The following is a 17,898-nucleotide window of genomic DNA, read 5'->3' as shown; positions in this document are numbered from 1 at the left end:
CCAGCACAATCTCAATCTAAACCGTTAACTCCAATCCAATACCTCGCTCGCGCAGATCGCGGCACACCGCTTCATCCAGACGCGCATCCGTCACCACATCGGTCAGGCTATCAATCGGCGCGGCGCAATACAGTGACCATGAACCGTACTTGCTGCTGTCCGCCAGCAGAACGCGGCGGCGCGCATTAGCCAGCAGATCCATCTTCAATCCGGCTTTATCTTCGGTTGGCGTGGTAATCCCGCGTTCGATGCTCCACGAGTTGCAGCTGACAAAGGCGATGTCGGGATTGATGCTGCGTAGCAGGCGGCGTCCATGTTCACCAATACATGACTGGCTGGAATCATCAATGCGTCCACCAATAATGGTGGTTTCGATTTGCTTAAACTCGGACAGAAACAGCGCGATGTGCAGATCGGCAGTGATCACCCGCAGCTTGAGGTGCGTCAGCTGGCGCGCCAGCTCCAGCATGGTCGTACCGGCATCCAATACCACCGCATCACCCGATTGCACGTAGCTGGCGGCAAACTGCGCGATGGCCTGCTTCTCGGCGAGGTTGCGCTGCATCTTCTCCAGCGTGGTCGGCTGATTAGGGATAAAGCGATTCAGCGTAACGCCGCCGTGGCTGCGGCTAATAACGCCCTCTTTATCCAGCTTGATCAGATCGCGGCGGATCGTCGCTGGCGAGGCGGAAATAGCGCTCACCAGTTGTTCAACAGTGACCAAATTATGGCTCTTCAGATAGTCCATAATCTGGTCGAGACGGCTTTGTCCCTTCATATTTCCCTATGCAAGCTGCATCGCGAGTTTAATGGAGATCGCCATGCTCGCAGAGTTCGCTTTACCTGTCCAGGCGATATCAAATGCGGTGCCGTGGTCCGCTGAAGTGCGGATAAACGGCAAGCCAGCGGTGATATTCACACCATCATAAAAACCTAATAGTTTCAGCGGGATGTGTCCTTGATCGTGGTACATCGCCACCACCATATCGTACTGCCCTTCCTGACACTGCAGGAACACGGTATCAGGCGGGCACGGGCCGCTGACGTCGATGCCCTGCGCTTTCATCGCTTTGATAGCAGGCGCGACGATAGTGATCTCTTCATCGCCAAACAGACCATTTTCACCGGCATGTGGATTGACGCCCGCCACGGCGATGCGCGGCTTGTCGAAACCGACGCGGCGCAGGAAGCCATCGGCCATGCCGATCACCGTCTGAATGCGCTCGCCGTTTAAGGTATCGAGGAACTTGCGCAGCGCAATATGCGTGGTGACATGAATCACTTTCAGCTTATCGGTGTAGAGCACCATGGCGTAATTTTTGGTGTTGGTCAGCTGCGCCAGCAGTTCGGTGTGGCCGGGATAAATATGTCCCGCCGAGTGCAGCGCCTCTTTATTTAACGGTGCGGTGGCAATCGCCTGCACGTCGCCAGCCAGCGCCAGTTCGGTGGCGCGTTTCACGCAGCGCCAGGCCAAATCGCCCGCCTCTTTCTGCACCACGCCGGGCTGCAGCGCGGCGGCATCCGCCAGCGGCTCATCAATCACGTTGATGATGCCGGGCGCGAAGTGCGCATCCTTGACCTGGTCGAGCACGCGCAGTTCAGCCTGCGGCGTGACATTGAGTCCCATTACCCGACGCAGCGTGTTGGCGCAACCCACCACCACCGCAGGCACGCCCGCTAACTCACCTTCTGCCAGCGCTTTAATGATGATCTCCGGGCCAATGCCCGCCGGATCGCCCATGGTAATCGCAATAATTTTACTCACTCGACTTCTCCTCAATAAAACGAATGGCTTCTACCAGGGTGTTTTCGTCACCAAAGCCACCTGCTTTGGTCATCACCGGCAGGTGTAATTCACTGTTAAGCAAAACCCCGTACGGCACGCAGCCCGCCACAAGGCCCTGAATCTGGAAACCGCTCGCGCCAAACGCCTGCGCCACGGCAATCGCCACATCACCGCCAGAGAGATACAGCCCGGCAGGCTGCGCCCTGCGGCACACGCGGCGGGTTAACTGCGCGAGAAACTGGCAGATGCGCTCGCCCAATAGCTGACGTGAAACCTGATGCTGTTGGCACAACTGCTCGATCTCGTGGCGCTGATCGGCATGTTGCGTAGTGCGCACCACGCAATGCGCGCCGTCGTGCAGCGCCTGCTGCATCGCCTGCTGCCACTGTTCAGCCTGCGGCCAGGCCGGTTGGGCAAAAAGCTGGCGGATATCAATATCGATAACGCGGATGTCGCGCTGGCTGGCGAGGCACGTAATCTGCTGCTGCGCAATCGCGCTCATCGAGCCAACCACCGCCAGCACCGGACGCGGCTGACGCGCCGCCAGCATCGCGCCAAGCGCATCGCTGAGCCCGGACGCACCGGCCAGCAATGGATGCGTCTCCAGCGTGGCTGCCGCAGCCATTAATAAGGCAATGTCGGCGTCCTGCTCGATATCCACCACCAGCAAACCTTGCTTGCTGGCCAGCACCTGCGCCAGCTGGTCGCCACGCAGCGTGGCGAGATCGAGGGTTTCACCCGGCAAGGCGCTCTGCATCTGCAATCGCGTCAGCACATGGCCGCTGGTGACCGGCGTTTTAGGATCGCTGGCGAATTCGCTGTCGATCAGACGTTGCTGGTGGATCCACACTTCCCCCGCCCGCGTGGTGCGTCCAAGCTTCGGCACCGCCGGCACCACTAAGGCTAATGTTTTGCCGCTGGCCTGCATTGCGGCGGCGATTTCCGCGCCGGGATTGCCGCGCAGCGTGGAATCAATCTTCTTGAACAACCAACCGTCATTAGCGATGGCCTGATGTTGCTCAATCGCCGCCCGCGTGCGCCGGGCCGCTTCCTGTTCGCTGAGCGCACGGCTATCGGTGCTGATGACCAGCACATCGGCGACATCAGCGTCATGCGGCGTGCTGCTATCAAACAGCACATGCACTCGCGCCCCGGCTTGTGCCAGCCCGCTGCCCGCGTCATTGGCGCCGGTAAAATCATCGGCAATCACCAGGACTGGCGTTTTCCATGGCGGTAAAGTCATGCTCTCTCCTGTTCCGGCCGCTGCCGTGCTGTAATGATTATATTCAATCATGATTGATTATATGTGAGCAAGATCAAATTAATCGAAATCAATTTGTCCTATAAAATTAGGTACTGTAGTGATAGACCTCGCGCTGCATGAGCAAACTTAATCATTCAGCGCAAAAAACGTAAGGGTAAGAGATGAATATCAACAGCACCATGATCAGTGGCTTTCAGGCGCTTAATGACCTCAGCTATTTACTGCAAGGTAAAGAAAAAGCGCTGCTGGTGACCGATAAGAATATTGAAGGCATTCCGGCGGTGCAGACGCTGATCGCCCAGCTGCAGCAGCAGATTGCCAGCCTGAGCATCGTCAATACGGTGCCGCCAGAACCCAGCCAGCACGATGTGGCCGCCATTGTCGCCGCGCTGCCGAGCACCGATGTGGATCTGGTGATTGGCATCGGCGGTGGCAGCGTACTGGACGTCGCCAAGCTGCTGTCGATTCTGTGTGTTGAAGGCGCGCCAACACTGGACGCGCTGCTGGCGGGTGAAAAGCCGCAGACGCGCACCACTTCGCTGCTGATCCCCACTACCGCAGGTACCGGCTCAGAAGCCACGCCCAATGCGATTCTGGCAATCCCTGAGAAAGAGACCAAAGTCGGCATAATCTCGCCGGTGATGCTGCCAGATTATGTCGCGCTGGTGCCAGAGCTCACCACCAGCATGCCACCGCACATCGCCTCTTCAACCGGTATCGATGCGCTGTGCCATTTAATCGAGTGCTTTACCGCTACCGTGTCGAATCCGGTGAGCGATAACTATGCGCTGATCGGCATGAAAAAGCTGTTTGCCAGCCTCGAAACCACCCTCGCTGAGCCGGATAACCTTGAAGCGCGCCTGAATATGCTGTGGGCGTCTTATTACGGTGGCGCATCGATTGCGCATGCCGGTACGCATCTGGTACATGCGATGTCTTATCCGCTGGGCGGCAAATATCACCTGCCGCACGGCGTCGCCAATGCCATTCTGCTCGCACCCTGCATGCGCTTTGTGCGTCCGGCGGCGGTGAGCAAATTCGCTCAGGTTTACGATTTGCTACCGGATGCCGATACCTCGCTGGACGACGAAGCCAAATCCCACGCGCTGGTGGCGTACTTTGCCGCGCTGGTGAAACGCCTGAAGCTGCCCGCCAGCCTGGAAGAGCTGGGTATCGGCCCGGATCATCTGCCGTATCTGGTGGAAGCCGCGCTCGACGTGCAGCGCCTGATGAAGAATGTACCGATGAAAGTGGGCGCCGAAGACGTACGAAACGTCTACCTGACGCTGTTTCCGGCTTTGAATCACTAAGGATTATCGAGGACAACATGAGTAAGAAAATTCAGGGCGTGTTAACCGCCATCGTCACCACCTTTGATCGCGACGGCGCATTCAATCCAGCCGCCCAACGCGAACAGGTTAAACGTCAGTTAAGCGCCGGCAATGGCATCTTCTGCGGCGGCACCAACGGCGAATTCTTCGTGCTGAACGAACAGGAGAAGCTGGCGGTGACGCAAACCTGCGTCGATGAAGTGAACGGCCGCGCGCCGGTGGTGGCGCACATTGGCGAGATCTCCACGCGTGAAACCATTCGCCTTGGGAAACAAGTGGCGAAGCTGGGCGTGGATGCGGTTTCGGTGATCACGCCTTATTTTGTGCCGCTGAAGCAGGAAGAGCTGATTGCCCACTATCGCGCGGTGGCCGATGCCATCGACGTGCCGCTGTTCCTCTACAACATTCCGGCGCGCACCGGCAACACGCTGCAACCGGAAACCGTACGCACGCTGGCCGCGCACCCGAACATCATCGGCATTAAAGACAGCGCCGGCAGCTATGAGAGCCTGAGCGGCTTCCTGCAAGCGGCTGCAGGAATCGACAGTTTTGATGTGCTGAACGGTCCGGATTCGTTGATTCATCAGGGCTTTGTCGACGGCTGCTCGGCCTGTATTTCTGGTCTCGCTAACGTGGCACCTAAAGAGATCAATGCGATTTGGGCACGCTTTCATGCCGGCGATATCGAAGGTTCGCGCCTGGCGCAGGAGAATGTCACCGGTCTGCGCACCGATCTGTATAGCGTGGGCTTCTCTCCCGCCGCAGTAAAAAAAGCGGTGACGCTGCTGGGCTTTGAGGTTGGCGACAGCCGCTACGCGGTGAGTTTCTCTGCCGAAGAAGAGCAGAAGATCCGCCAGATTGTGAATCAGTATTTGCAGTAATGCAGGTACGAACGCACATATGAATGCGATTTGTAGGGTCGCCATTTATGGTGACCTGGCCAATTTGGCAGCATTTACTAACCCCGGGAAGAATCATGAAAGTCATTTGTACTTCACCGTCATTCGCCAAATACGACGCGGCGCCGATTGAGGTGCTGCAGCAGCACGGTTTTGAGCTGATCATGCTGCCCGCCGATGCGCCGCTAAGCGCACTTGAGCCGCATCTGGCTAACACCGTGGCGATGATCGTGGCCTTTACCGACATCAACCAAGAACTGCTGGCGTTAGCGCCGCAGCTGAAAATCGTCTGTAAGCACGGCGTTGGCGTCGACAACATCAATCTGGAAGCGACGCGCGCACGCGGTATTTACGTCACCAATGTGCCCGATGCCAACAAACACGCGGTTGCCGATTTCGCTTTTGCGTTGATCCTCAACAGCGCGCGTCAAATCACTCAAGCCGCCATCGAAACTCGCGCGGGTAGCTGGCCGCGAATTTTTGCCACCGACGTCTACGGCAAAACGCTGGGCATCATCGGGCTGGGTAATATTGGCAAGCAGGTTGCGCTGCGCGCCAAAGGCTTCAACATGCGGGTGATCGCGTTCGATTTTTATCCCGATGAGCAGTTTGCTGCCGAGCACGGCATCGAATTCGTCACGCTGGATCAGCTGACCGCAACCAGCGATTTCATCACTCTGCACATGCCGCTTACCGACAAAACGCACAATCTGTTTGATGCCGCGCGCCTCAAACGCATGAAGAAAAATGCCTTCCTGATTAATGCCTCACGCGGCGGCGTGGTGAACGAGCAGGATCTTTATCAGGCGCTGCTGGATAACGTGATTGCCGGTGCGGCGGCCGATGTGTTTGTGCAGGAACCACTGAGCGAGCATCCGCTGTTCACGCTCGGCAACTTCATTCCCACTGCGCACATTGCCGGTTACACCGACGGTGCAATCAGCGCGATTGGTGAACGTTGCGTGTCGCAAATTGTGCAGTGCATCCAACAGGGCGAACGCCCAATCAACGTGATGAACGGGCTGGAATAACACGCCGCCTTTCTCTGTAACCCTTTTTCGAGTGGATAATTATTATGACTAACTCTGCGCGCTCGAGTCGTATCCGTTGGTGGATTGCTGGCCTGATGTGGCTGGCCATCGCCATTAACTACATTGACCGCACCGTGCTCTCGGCAGCGGCACCGCATCTGATCAAAGAGCTCGATATCAATCTTGAAATGATGGGCTTCATCATGGCGGCGTTCTTCTGGTCGTATGCGCTATTGCAGATCCCGGCGGGCTGGTTCGCCGATCGCTTCGGTCAGAAAAAAGGTCTCGGCATCGCCGTCGGCTGGTGGTCAATCGCGACCATGGCGATGGGCCTCGCAACCGGTTTTAAATCGCTGCTGGCGCTGCGTTTAGCCCTCGGCGTCGGTGAGGCCGCCGCCTATCCCAGCAACGCGGGCATTACCGCGCGCTGGTTCCCGGATCGCGAACGCGCCACGGTTTCTGGCCTGTTCGACAGTGCCTCCAAATTTGGTGGTGCGGTGGCCATGCCGCTGATCGTCTTTATGATCGCCCTGTTCGACTGGCGTCTGACCTTCCTCGCTATAGGCGCGCTGGGCTTGTTCTGGGTGATTGCCTGGTACTTTATCTACGCTGAGAACCCGGAAGATCATAAGTCGATAAGCCAGCAAGAAGTGCGCTTCATCCGTAATGGTCAGACGCAAAAGCACGGCGATAAAAGCGTGCGCCCGATGAAGTGGTACAAACTGCTGCGCTACCGCAATATCTGGGCGATGTGCATTGGCTTCTTCACCATCAATTACACCTCCTATTTCTTTATCACCTGGCTGCCGACCTATCTGGTGAAAGATAAAGGTATGGATTTTCTCAAAATGGGGATGGTGGCTGCGCTGCCGCTGATCTGCGGCATGGTGATTGAAGTGCTGGCGGGTTGGGCATCGGATCGCATGGTGCATAACAAAGTGCTGTCGCTGACCGCCACACGCAAACTGTTCCTCACCATCGGCCTGTTGATGGCGCTGTGCATCGGCTTTGCCCCGTTCACTGATTCGGTGTTTATGACCGTGCTGCTGCTGTGTATCGCCAAATCCGGCACCACCGTAGCGGCATCACAAGTGTGGGCGTTGCCGGGTGATGTGGCGCCGCAAAACAGCGTGTCGATTGTCGCGGGCCTGCAGAATACCGTATCCAACATGGGCGGCGCGGTGGGACCGATCATTACCGGCGCGATAGTTGGCGCAACCGGTCATTTTACCTGGGCGCTGGTGTTCTCGGCGGTGCTGGTAGTGATTGGCATCCTTAACTATCTGTTCCTGATGGGTAACGTTGAACCTATCGTCGATGAGGAACAGGTTTCACATTCACATTCGGTTGCAAGCGGCGCGGCGCGGTAATTAGGTGGGTCGCCATGAATGGCGACCCTACGTTATTTACCGGCGATAAACAGCCGATAAGCGGCAATCACCGCGAGAAAATCTTCGACGCCACAGAAAGAGAGGCTCTCTTCATCGTAATAGGTCATGCCCTCTTCCATGCCGTCATCTTCCAGCGCCAACTGGTTGGCGCGAATCATCACCTCTTCTTCATCCAGCCACAGCGTGTATTCATGCCCGACACGCTGCCACTGATTGATGGTGCCTTTCACCTGTTGGGCGGCGGCCTCAACCTCATCCAGCAACGGCAGATTGTCTTTGACCTCTTCGTTGAACCAGTGCCCCACCGCTTCGTGGTCCATCGACATACGCACTTTGACCTGACCGGTCAAATCACGCAGAAATTCGTACTCCATGGGTTTGCCTCATACTGATGGCGCGCCGCGCGGCACCGTGTAAATGCATTTTGTGCGCAGCACGCTGAATAAAGTGGGATCGCGCTCGCATTATGCCTGGAGATGTCAGCGGAAAAAAGGGCATAAAAAAAGGGACGATTTTCATCGTCCCTTGTTCATCCCGATAGCCGATTAAACGGCAGTCTGGAAGATCACGCTATCCGCTTTGTCAGTGTATTGTCCCAGCTGATCAAAGTTGAGGTAGCGGTAAGTGTCAGCCGCGGTCTTATCAACCTGCAGCATGAACTGCTGATACTCATCCGGCGTTGGCAGCTTGCCAAGCAGCGAAGCGACCGCCGCCAGTTCAGCCGACGCCAGGAAGACGTTCGCGCCGGTACCCAGACGGTTCGGGAAGTTACGGGTCGAGGTGGAAACCACCGTCGCGCCGTCCGCCACACGCGCCTGGTTACCCATGCACAGTGAACAGCCCGGAATCTCGATACGCGCACCGCTCTTACCGAAGACGCTGTAGTAGCCCTCTTCGGTCAGCTGTGCGGCGTCCATTTTGGTTGGCGGCGCAACCCACAAGCGGGTTGGCAGCTGGCCTTTATGGGCATCCAGCAATTTACCGGCCGCGCGGAAGTGACCAATGTTGGTCATGCACGAACCGATAAACACTTCGTCGATCTTCTCGCCCTGCACGTCAGACAACCAACGCGCGTCGTCTGGATCGTTCGGTGCGCACAGAATTGGCTCTTTAATCTCGGCCAGATCGATGTCGATCACCGCCGCGTATTCTGCATCCGCATCGCCTTCCAGCAGTTGCGGATCGGCCAGCCATTTCTGCATGCCTTCAATGCGGCGCTCCAGCGTACGACGATCGCCGTAGCCTTCCGAGATCATCCACTTCAGCAGCACGATGTTCGAGTTCAGATACTCGATGATCGGCTCTTTATCCAGCTTGATGGTGCAGCCAGCAGCAGAGCGCTCAGCCGAGGCATCGGTCAGCTCAAATGCCTGCTCAACTTTCAGTTTCGGCAGACCTTCGATTTCCAGCACGCGGCCAGAGAAGATGTTTTTCTTACCTTTCTTCTCAACGGTCAGCAGGCCCGCTTTGATTGCGTACAGCGGAATCGCGTGTACCAGATCGCGCAGGGTGATGCCCGGCTGCATTTCGCCTTTAAAGCGCACCAGTACCGATTCCGGCATATCCAGCGGCATTACGCCGGTCGCAGCAGCAAACGCTACCAGACCAGAACCTGCCGGGAAGGAAATACCAATTGGGAAACGGGTGTGTGAGTCACCGCCGGTACCAACGGTATCGGGCAACAGCATACGGTTCAGCCAGCTGTGGATAACGCCATCACCCGGACGCAGCGAGACGCCGCCACGGTTCATGATGAAGTCTGGCAGCGTATGGTGGGTGGTCACGTCAACCGGCTTCGGATAGGCGGCGGTGTGACAGAATGACTGCATCACCAGGTCAGCTGAGAAGCCGAGGCACGCCAGGTCTTTCAGTTCATCACGGGTCATTGGACCGGTGGTGTCCTGAGAACCGACTGAGGTCATTTTTGGTTCGCAGTACGCGCCTGGACGGACACCGTCTACGCCGCACGCGCGGCCAACCATTTTCTGCGCCAGTGAGTAACCACGGGTGCTGGCGGCAACATCTTTGGCTTGCACGAACACATCGCTGTGCGGCAGACCCAATGACTCACGCGCTTTAGTGGTCAGGCCACGACCGATGATCAGCGGAATACGACCGCCAGCACGGACTTCGTCCAGCAGCACGTCGGTCTTCAGCTCGAAGGTCGCCAGCACTTCATCAGTTTCGTGATTGCGCACTTCGCCTTTGTACGGGTAAACGTCGATGACATCGCCCATATTCAGACGATCAACGTCAAGCTCAATTGGCAAGGCACCCGCATCTTCCATGGTGTTGAAGAAGATGGGAGCGATTTTACCGCCGAGGCACAGACCGCCGCCCTTTTTGTTTGGCACGTAAGGGATATCATCGCCCATAAACCACAGCACCGAGTTGGTGGCGGATTTACGTGAAGAACCGGTACCGACCACGTCGCCGACGTAGGTCAACGGGAAGCCTTTGGTCTGCAGTGCTTCGATCTGTTTGATCGGGCCAATGTTACCCGCATCGTCGGGTTCGATGCCTTCACGGGCGTTTTTCAGCATTGCCAGCGCGTGTAGTGGAATATCCGGACGTGACCATGCATCCGGCGCCGGAGAGAGGTCGTCGGTGTTGGTTTCGCCGGTCACTTTGAACACGGTGGTAGTGATTTTTTCAGCCAGTTTTGGACGCTTCAGGAACCATTCGGCATCGGCCCAGGACTGGATAATTTTTTTCGCGTGTGGGTTACCCGCTTTGGCTTTCTCTTCGACATCGTAGAAGTTATCGAACATCAGCAGCGTGTGAGACAGGGCTTCGGCAGCGATGGGGGCTAAGGCTTCATCTTCTAACGCTTCAATCAGCGCATGGATGTTATAACCGCCCTGCATGGTGCCCAGCAGCTCAACGGCTTTTTCGCGAGTAACCAGAGGAGAGTGGGCTTCGCCCTTAGTGACAGCTGCCAGGAAACCGGCTTTGACATACGCCGCTTCATCAACACCTGGTGGAACACGATTGACCAACAGGTCGGTAAGGAATTCTTCTTCACCCGCTGGCGGGTTTTTTAGCAGTTCAACCAGCGCGGCCATCTGGGAAGCATCTAACGGCTTAGGTACGATTCCCTGGGCAGCACGCTCGGCAACGTGCTTACGGTATTCTTCTAGCACGACGTTCTCCTCGCTCTCATTGTATAGCTTTCCGGTGCACCCCTTGATGCTGTCGAACAGTAGGGTGAGGTGCCCGGTTCCGCGTGGGGCAGCATAGCAGCATTTCGCCTGATTGTTAATCTGTTTACAAAAAAGCAACATCCGTGCGTTTTTTAGCAGCTTCATCTGCAAATTGAGCGGGATCACATAAAAAAGCAGGCTTTGAAAGCCTGCTTGTTCTCATTTTCGGAGAAGAGTTTTAACGATCGACCAGCACAAACTCGCTGTCGTTATAACGTTCACCCAGAATGTTTTTCTCGCTAAACACCTCATCCAGCGTGGCGACATCCGCCGTGCGTAATGCTAAACCGGCGGCGGCGCAGTTCTGTTCCAGATGGGCAATTTTGCTGGCACCGGGAATCGGCACAATAAACTCGCCTTTGGCCAGCACCCACGCCAACGCCAGCTGAGCGGCTGTTGCATCATAACCTCCAGCCATCTCGTTAAGTTGATTCACTAACTTTTGGTTATGCGCCTGCGCATCCTGCTGAAAACGCGGCAGTGAACGACGGAAGTCATCTTCCGCTAAGGTTGTGGCGGCCGGGAATTTCCCGGTGAGGAAGCCGCGCCCCAGCGGGCTATACGGAACAAAGCCGACGTTCAGTTCACGGCAGGTAGCGAGTACATCTTGCTCCGGATCGCGTGACCACAGCGAATATTCGCTTTGCAGCGCCGAAATCGGATGCACCGCATGCGCACGGCGCAAGGTGGCGGATGAAACCTCAGACAAACCGAGATACTTCACCTTCCCTTCCCGCACCAGATCGGCCATCACGCCCACCACCTCTTCAATCGACACCGCCGGATCGAGACGATGCTGGTAGAGTAGTTCGATGGTTTCCACACCGAGACGCTGCAAAGATCCTTCGACCGCACGTCGAATATGCGCCGGATCGCTATTCACCCCAGTAATGCGTTCCCAACCTTCTCCCTGATCGGTAATGCGAAAACCAAACTTGGTCGCCACTTTGATATCGCTGCGCCCTTTAATTGCTTTTGCCAACAAGCTCTCGTTGGTGAATGGACCATATACTTCTGCGGTATCAAGGAAATTCACGCCCAGCTCAAACGCCCGTGCCAGCGTGTTCAGCGCCTGTTTTTCATCGTTCTGCCCATAGGCGAAACTCATGCCCATGCAGCCTAATCCCAGCGCCGAAACCTGTAATCCCTGATTGCCTAATTGACGTTGTTGCATTGTTTAATCCTCTTCGCTGTTGGTGTTAATGTTATAAACCTCAGCAATCGCAGCAACAATTGAGGCATTTTTGCCGATTTAGTGAGTAAAACTCAGCAATGAATAAATACCGTGCGTCTATGCAGGAACTGGAGATGTTTGCTGCCGTCGCGCAGCACCTGAGCTTTCGTAAAGCAGCGGAGGAGCGCAATGTCACGCCCTCCAGCCTAAGCCACGCGATGCGCCATTTTGAAGCGCGTTTGGGTGTGCGGCTGCTCAATCGCACCACGCGCAAAGTGGCGCTCACCGAAGCCGGTGAACGCTTTTTACAGCGCATTCAGCCTGCGCTTGCCGATCTGTCGCAAGCGGTGGATGAGCTCAACGACTGGCGCAGCGATCCACGCGGCGTATTGCGCATTAGCATGCCGCGATCGGCGGAAGCGCTGTTCTTCGATACGCTGATTTTGCCGTTCTTGCTGCGCTATCCCGAGATCACGCTGGAGATCGACAGCAACGATTCACTGCTAGATATCGTAGAAGCCGGATTTGATGCCGGTGTGCGCTACGGCGATGTGTTGGCGCAGGATATGGTAGCGGTGCCGTTTGGCGCAGCGATGCGGGCGCTGGCGGTGGCGAGCCCGGCGTTTATTGCGCAGCATGGCGCGCCACTGCATCCGGCTGAGCTGCTGCAGTTTCCCTGCATTGAGCGACGCTTTCCCAGTGGCCGACGTTATCGCTGGGAATTCTGGCAGGATGGCCGCAAACAGGAAGTGGCGGTAAAAGGATCGCTGGTGCTGGATAACAATGAGCGAATATTACAGGCAGCGCGTGCAGGCGTAGGCATTGCCTTTCTGCATGAAGGTACGGTGCGGGAAGATTTAATTCGCGGTGAGTTAGTGGAAATACTGGCGGAGTTCACTCAGGTAGAAGAAGGTTTTTGGCTTTACTATCCGAGCCGGAAATATCTATCCGCACCGCTGAGGCATTTTATTGATTGGCTTAAGGAAATTAACCTTTAATTAAAAATGTCTGTTGCGCGTTCTATTTAAATGATTAGACAATATATAAATCCATTAATTATAAATAATTTAAAATTTAAGGTGAAATAAAAGAAGTTTGGCGTAGACTGCCTGCGGGCGCTTGAGGCAACTTGCTTCAAGCTGAAAAGATTGAGGTAGGTTGTGGAGCGTAAAACCGTGCAGTTAACTTTCATTAACCGCACGGGCAAGCGAACTACCCTACACGTGAGAAATGTCAGGGTAGTCGCTTGCTCGTGCTAAATCAAGAGGAACGTGACTATGAAGTCAATATTCAGCAAGCTGATTATCAGCGGGCTCATTCTATTAGGATTGTGTCTGGTTAATCGCAGCTCACTCTGTGAATTACGATTACGGATATTCACTGCTGAATTATCGGCTGTTATGGCTTACGAAGCACAACAGTAAAACTTCACTAGCGGGAGTTCGCTCCCGCTATTCCGGCATGACTCACAAAGTAGCTCACGCGCCTTTTTTACTTGTTTATTTAAATAGAATCCGTAATAAAAAACGGCTCCATAAAGGAGCCGTTAATTTATTCAAAGCGGAAACTTATTTCTTTTTCGCTTTTGGGTTCGGCAGGTCAGTGATGCTACCTTCGAACACTTCGGCAGCCAGGCCGACAGACTCATGCAGCGTCGGGTGCGCGTGAATGGTCAGAGCGATATCTTCGGCATCACAGCCCATTTCAATCGCCAGACCGATTTCACCCAGCAGCTCGCCGCCATTGGTACCGACAATCGCACCACCGATAACACGGTGCGTTTCTTTGTCGAAAATCAGCTTGGTCATGCCGTCCGCACAATCAGACGCGATAGCACGGCCTGAAGCTGCCCACGGGAAGGTGGAGACTTCGTAGCTGATGCCTTTCTCTTTGGCTTCTTTCTCGGTCAGACCAACCCAGGCAACTTCTGGCTCGGTGTAAGCAATGGATGGGATCACTTTCGGGTCGAAGTAGTGCTTCAGGCCCGAGATCACTTCCGCCGCTACGTGGCCTTCGTGCACACCTTTGTGCGCCAGCATTGGCTGACCCACGATGTCGCCGATAGCATAGATGTGCGGTACGTTGGTGCGCATCTGCTTGTCGACGCGGATGAAGCCGCGATCGTCCACTTCCACGCCAGCTTTACCGGCATCAAGGCCTTTACCGTTCGGTACGCGACCAATTGCCACCAGCACCGCGTCGTAACGCTGTGCATCGGTTGGGGCTTTTTTGCCTTCCATTGATACGTAGATACCGTCGTCTTTCGCTTCAACAGCGGTGACTTTGGTTTCCAGCATCAGGTTGAATTTCTTGCTGATACGCTTGGTGAAGACTTTCACCACGTCTTTATCGGCAGCCGGGATCACCTGGTCGAACATCTCAACCACGTCGATCTCTGAACCCAGCGCTTTATAAACGGTGGCCATTTCCAGACCGATGATACCGCCGCCCATTACCAGCAGACGCTTCGGCACTTCTTTCAGTTCCAGCGCATCAGTAGAGTCCCACACGCGCGGATCGTTGTGCGGAATGAATGGCAGCTCGATTGGACGAGAACCAGCCGCGATGATCGCGTTATCGAAGTTAATGGTGGTTGCGCCACCTTCACCTTCGACCACCAGCGTGTTAGCGCCGGTGAATTTGCCGAGGCCAGTCACCACTTTCACTTTACGACCTTTCGCCATGCCCGCGAGGCCGCCAGTGAGCTGGTTAATAACCTTCTCTTTCCACGAACGAATTTTGTCGATGTCAGTTTGCGGCTGGCCAAACACGATACCGTGCTCTTCCAGGGCTTTTGCTTCGTCAATTACTTTGGCGACGTGCAGCAGCGCTTTTGACGGGATACAGCCTACGTTCAGACAAACACCGCCGAGGGTGCTGTAACGCTCAACGATTACGGTTTCCAGACCTAAATCAGCGCAACGGAAGGCTGCAGAGTAACCTGCAGGACCTGCCCCAAGTACCACGACTTGAGTTTTAATCTCTGTACTCATCATGACCTCTTGTTTGATTACCGGCAGTCAGGAGAAAGCTTTTCCCAAGCTCTAATGCCCTATATCCGCCGGGACATTTCACCGCGAGAGTTTACAGAATTGTTAACAAACTGCCAACCGCGGCAACATTGAATGCTTACAACAAGGCCGGCTTTCGCCGGCCTTGATTAACTTCACATCACCAGACGGCGAATGTCGGACAGTGTGTTGTTGATGATGGTGATAAAGCGCGCACCATCAGCACCGTCGATCACACGGTGGTCGAAGGAGAGTGAGATCGGCATCATCAGACGCGGTTCAAACTCTTTACCGTTCCATACCGGCTCCATCGCTGACTTGGAAACACCGAGGATAGCCACCTCAGGCGCGTTGACGATTGGCGCGAAATGCGTGGTGCCCAGGCCGCCAAGGCTGGAGATGGTGAAGCAACCGCCCTGCATATCGCCAGCGGTCAGCTTGCCATCACGCGCTTTCTTGGAAATCGCCATCAGCTCGCGAGACAGTTCAGTAATGCCTTTCTTGTTCACATCTTTGAACACTGGAACCACCAGACCGTTTGGCGTATCAACCGCCACACCGATGTTGATGTATTTCTTCAGCGTCAGTTTCTGTGCATCTTCAGACAGTGAACTGTTGAAGCGTGGCATCTGCTCAAGCGCAGCGGCAACGGCTTTCATGATGAACACCACTGGTGTGAATTTCACATCCAGTTTGCGTTTCTCAGCTTCGGCATTCTGCTGTTTGCGGAACGCTTCCAGATCGGTGATATCGGTTTTGTCGAAGTGCGTAACGTGCGGGATAACCACCCAGTTACGGCTCAGGTTAGCACCCGAGATTTTCTGGATACGGCCCAGTTCCACTTCTTCGATTTCGCCGAACTTGCTGAAGTCCACTTTCGGCCAAGGCAACAGACCTGGCAGGCTTCCGCCGCTGGCTGCTGCAGCCGGAGCCGCTTCAGCACGTTTCACCGCGTCTTTGACGTAAGTCTGTACGTCTTCTTTCAGGATGCGACCTTTACGGCCGGTGCCTTTGACTTTCGCCAGATTCACACCGAACTCGCGCGCCAGGCGACGAATCACCGGCGTAGCGTGTACGTAAGCGTCGTTCTCAGCGAACTCGCCTTTTGCATCCGCTTTCGCTGCTGCTGGAGCCGCTGCAGGTTTCGCTGCTTCTGCCGCTGGAGCTGCTTCCTGCTTAGCGGCAGGCGCCGCAGCTGGTGCCGCGCCTTCCACTTCGAACACCATTATCAGCTTACCGGTGCTGACTTTATCGCCAGTCGCCACTTTCAGCTCTTTCACGGTACCGGCGAACGGTGCAGGCACTTCCATTGAGGCTTTGTCGCCTTCAACCACGATCAGGGATTGCTCAGCAGCAACTTTGTCGCCTACTTTCACCAGGATCTCGGTGACTTCAACTTCATCGCCACCAATGTCCGGCACGTTGACGTCTTTCGCGCCAGAAGCCGCAGGTGCTGCAGCGGGTGCGGCTTCCTGTTTGGCTGCTGGAGCGGCAGCGGCTGGCGCTGCGCCTTCTGCTTCGAACACCATGATCAGTGAGCCGGTGTTCACTTTATCGCCGGTGGCAATTTTGATCTCTTTCACCACGCCCGCGAACGGGGCTGGCACTTCCATTGAGGCTTTGTCGCCTTCAACGGTGATCAGCGACTGCTCAGCAGCAACTTTGTCGCCAACTTTGACCAGGATCTCGGTGACTTCAACTTCGTCGCCGCCGATGTCCGGTACGTTGACCTCTTTGCTGACCGCAGCAGCAGCAGCAGCGGCTGCTGGAGCAGGAGCGGCTTCCGCTTTCTTCTCTTCGGCTGGCGCTGGCGCCGCTTCTGCGGCACCTTCAGCGTCAAAAATCATGATCAGTTTGCCGGTTTCCACTTTGTCGCCGGTAGAGATTTTGATCTCTTTAACCACGCCCGCCTGCGGCGAAGGCACTTCCATGGAGGCTTTATCGCCTTCCACGGTGATCAGCGACTGTTCAGCTTCAACTTTGTCGCCCACCTTGACCAGGATTTCGGTGACTTCAACTTCGTCTGCCCCGATGTCCGGTACGTTAATTTCGATAGCCATTACTCTCTTACCTCTTAAGCCAGACGCGGGTTAACTTTATCGGCGTCGATATTGAACTTGGTGATTGCTTCTGCCACCACTTTCTTATCGATTTCGCCGCGTTTAGCCAGCTCACCCAGCGCAGCCACAACCACATACGATGCATCCACTTCGAAGTGGTGACGCAGGTTTTCACGGCTATCGGAACGACCGAAGCCATCAGTACCCAATACGCGATAATCGCTGGAAGGTACGTAGCTGCGAACCTGTTCTGCGAACAGCTTCATGTAGTCGGTTGAAGCGACGGCCGGTGCTTCGTTCATCACCTGAGCGATGTACGGAACGCGCGGGGTTTCTGTTGGATGCAGCATGTTCCAGCGCTCGCAATCCTGACCATCACGCGCCAGCTCGGTGAACGAGGTCACGCTGTAGACGTCAGAACCGATGCCGTAATCTTTCGCCAGGATCTGTGCGGCCTCACGCACGTGACGCAGAATCGAACCTGAACCCAGCAGCTGCACTTTGCCTTTGCTACCGTCTACGGTTTCCAGTTTGTAGATACCTTTACGGATACCCTCTTCCGCACCCTGCGGCATCGCAGGCATGTGGTAGTTTTCGTTCAGCGTGGTGATGTAGTAGTAGATATTTTCCTGCGCTTCGCCGTACATACGCACCAGACCGTCTTGCATGATGACCGCAATTTCGTACGCGTAAGACGGATCGTAAGAGATACAGTTCGGGATAGTCAGCGACTGAATGTGGCTGTGAC

General features: G+C 55.5%; 15 protein-coding genes. 6 read left to right on the top strand and 9 right to left on the bottom strand.

Annotated features, from left to right (window positions below):
* Positions 1–16: 16 nt before the first annotated feature.
* From RTM06_RS09525 to dtnK, 3 genes are read right to left on the bottom strand one after another with little or no spacing between them, the layout of a single operon-like run.
* Entirely contained in the window at positions 17–778 is a 762-nt protein-coding gene (locus RTM06_RS09525; protein ID WP_176970675.1) for a DeoR/GlpR family DNA-binding transcription regulator, read from the bottom strand.
* A 6-nt stretch (positions 779–784) separates the two neighbouring features.
* Positions 785–1,765, bottom strand: a complete 981-nt coding sequence (locus RTM06_RS09520; RefSeq protein WP_312181703.1) for a D-threonate 4-phosphate dehydrogenase — start codon at positions 1,763–1,765, stop codon at positions 785–787.
* A complete protein-coding gene (dtnK, locus tag RTM06_RS09515; RefSeq protein WP_312181701.1) occupies positions 1,758–3,029 on the bottom strand; it encodes a D-threonate kinase in 1,272 nt (423 codons plus the stop codon). The genes RTM06_RS09520 and dtnK overlap by 8 nt, the downstream gene beginning before the upstream one ends.
* A 182-nt stretch (positions 3,030–3,211) precedes the next feature.
* On the opposite strand from dtnK, the gene RTM06_RS09510 reads away from it, so the two are divergent.
* The 4 genes from RTM06_RS09510 (at position 3,212) to RTM06_RS09495 (ending at position 7,681) form a co-directional block, all read left to right on the top strand.
* Entirely contained in the window at positions 3,212–4,360 is a 1,149-nt protein-coding gene (locus tag RTM06_RS09510) for an iron-containing alcohol dehydrogenase (RefSeq protein WP_312181698.1), read from the top strand.
* A gap of 17 nt (positions 4,361–4,377) precedes the next feature.
* On the top strand, positions 4,378–5,262 hold the full coding sequence (locus RTM06_RS09505) for a dihydrodipicolinate synthase family protein (protein ID WP_312181696.1): 885 nt from the start codon (positions 4,378–4,380) through the stop codon (positions 5,260–5,262).
* Positions 5,263–5,357: 95 nt separating this feature from the next.
* A complete protein-coding gene (locus tag RTM06_RS09500; RefSeq protein WP_312181694.1) occupies positions 5,358–6,311 on the top strand; it encodes a phosphoglycerate dehydrogenase in 954 nt (317 codons plus the stop codon).
* Positions 6,312–6,355: 44 nt separating this feature from the next.
* A complete protein-coding gene (locus RTM06_RS09495) occupies positions 6,356–7,681 on the top strand; it encodes an MFS transporter (protein ID WP_312181692.1) in 1,326 nt (441 codons plus the stop codon).
* Positions 7,682–7,713: 32 nt separating this feature from the next.
* Here RTM06_RS09495 and yacL read toward each other — a convergent pair whose 3' ends face one another.
* The 3 genes from yacL to RTM06_RS09480 form a co-directional block, all read right to left on the bottom strand.
* Positions 7,714–8,076 (bottom strand): protein YacL, encoded by a 363-nt coding sequence (gene yacL, locus RTM06_RS09490; RefSeq protein WP_008108552.1) that lies wholly within the window; start codon positions 8,074–8,076, stop codon positions 7,714–7,716.
* A gap of 171 nt (positions 8,077–8,247) precedes the next feature.
* Positions 8,248–10,845, bottom strand: coding sequence for a bifunctional aconitate hydratase 2/2-methylisocitrate dehydratase (gene acnB, locus RTM06_RS09485; RefSeq protein ID WP_256695628.1), 2,598 nt, complete (start codon positions 10,843–10,845; stop codon positions 8,248–8,250).
* A 238-nt stretch (positions 10,846–11,083) separates the two neighbouring features.
* Positions 11,084–12,079 carry an aldo/keto reductase gene (locus RTM06_RS09480; protein WP_312181690.1) on the bottom strand — a complete coding sequence of 332 codons (996 nt, stop codon included), beginning with the start codon at positions 12,077–12,079 and terminating at the stop codon, positions 11,084–11,086.
* A 98-nt stretch (positions 12,080–12,177) separates the two neighbouring features.
* Here RTM06_RS09480 and RTM06_RS09475 point away from each other — a divergent pair, with 98 nt between their 5' ends.
* Positions 12,178–13,077: a LysR family transcriptional regulator gene (locus RTM06_RS09475; RefSeq protein WP_312181688.1), complete on the top strand. Its 900-nt coding sequence runs from the start codon at positions 12,178–12,180 to the stop codon at positions 13,075–13,077.
* 279 nt (positions 13,078–13,356) lie between these two features.
* Positions 13,357–13,503: a Hok/Gef family protein gene (locus RTM06_RS22770; RefSeq protein ID WP_137385164.1), complete on the top strand. Its 147-nt coding sequence runs from the start codon at positions 13,357–13,359 to the stop codon at positions 13,501–13,503.
* 144 nt (positions 13,504–13,647) lie between these two features.
* On the opposite strand, the gene lpdA is transcribed toward RTM06_RS22770, so the two are convergent.
* The 3 genes from lpdA to RTM06_RS09460 all read right to left on the bottom strand — a co-directional run.
* A complete protein-coding gene (gene lpdA, locus RTM06_RS09470) occupies positions 13,648–15,072 on the bottom strand; it encodes a dihydrolipoyl dehydrogenase (protein WP_312181686.1) in 1,425 nt (474 codons plus the stop codon).
* A 173-nt stretch (positions 15,073–15,245) separates the two neighbouring features.
* Positions 15,246–17,150 carry a pyruvate dehydrogenase complex dihydrolipoyllysine-residue acetyltransferase gene (gene aceF / locus RTM06_RS09465; RefSeq protein ID WP_312181684.1) on the bottom strand — a complete coding sequence of 635 codons (1,905 nt, stop codon included), beginning with the start codon at positions 17,148–17,150 and terminating at the stop codon, positions 15,246–15,248.
* Between the two features lie 14 nt (positions 17,151–17,164).
* The coding region (locus RTM06_RS09460) for a transketolase-like TK C-terminal-containing protein (protein ID WP_409455796.1) at positions 17,165–17,898 on the bottom strand (734 nt) is incomplete at its 5' end.

Origin of the sequence: Pantoea sp. CTOTU46764, assembly GCF_031974595.1 — a bacterium.
Taxonomy (GTDB): domain Bacteria; phylum Pseudomonadota; class Gammaproteobacteria; order Enterobacterales; family Enterobacteriaceae; genus Pantoea; species Pantoea trifolii.
This window is presented reverse-complemented; position numbering and strand designations above follow the sequence as displayed.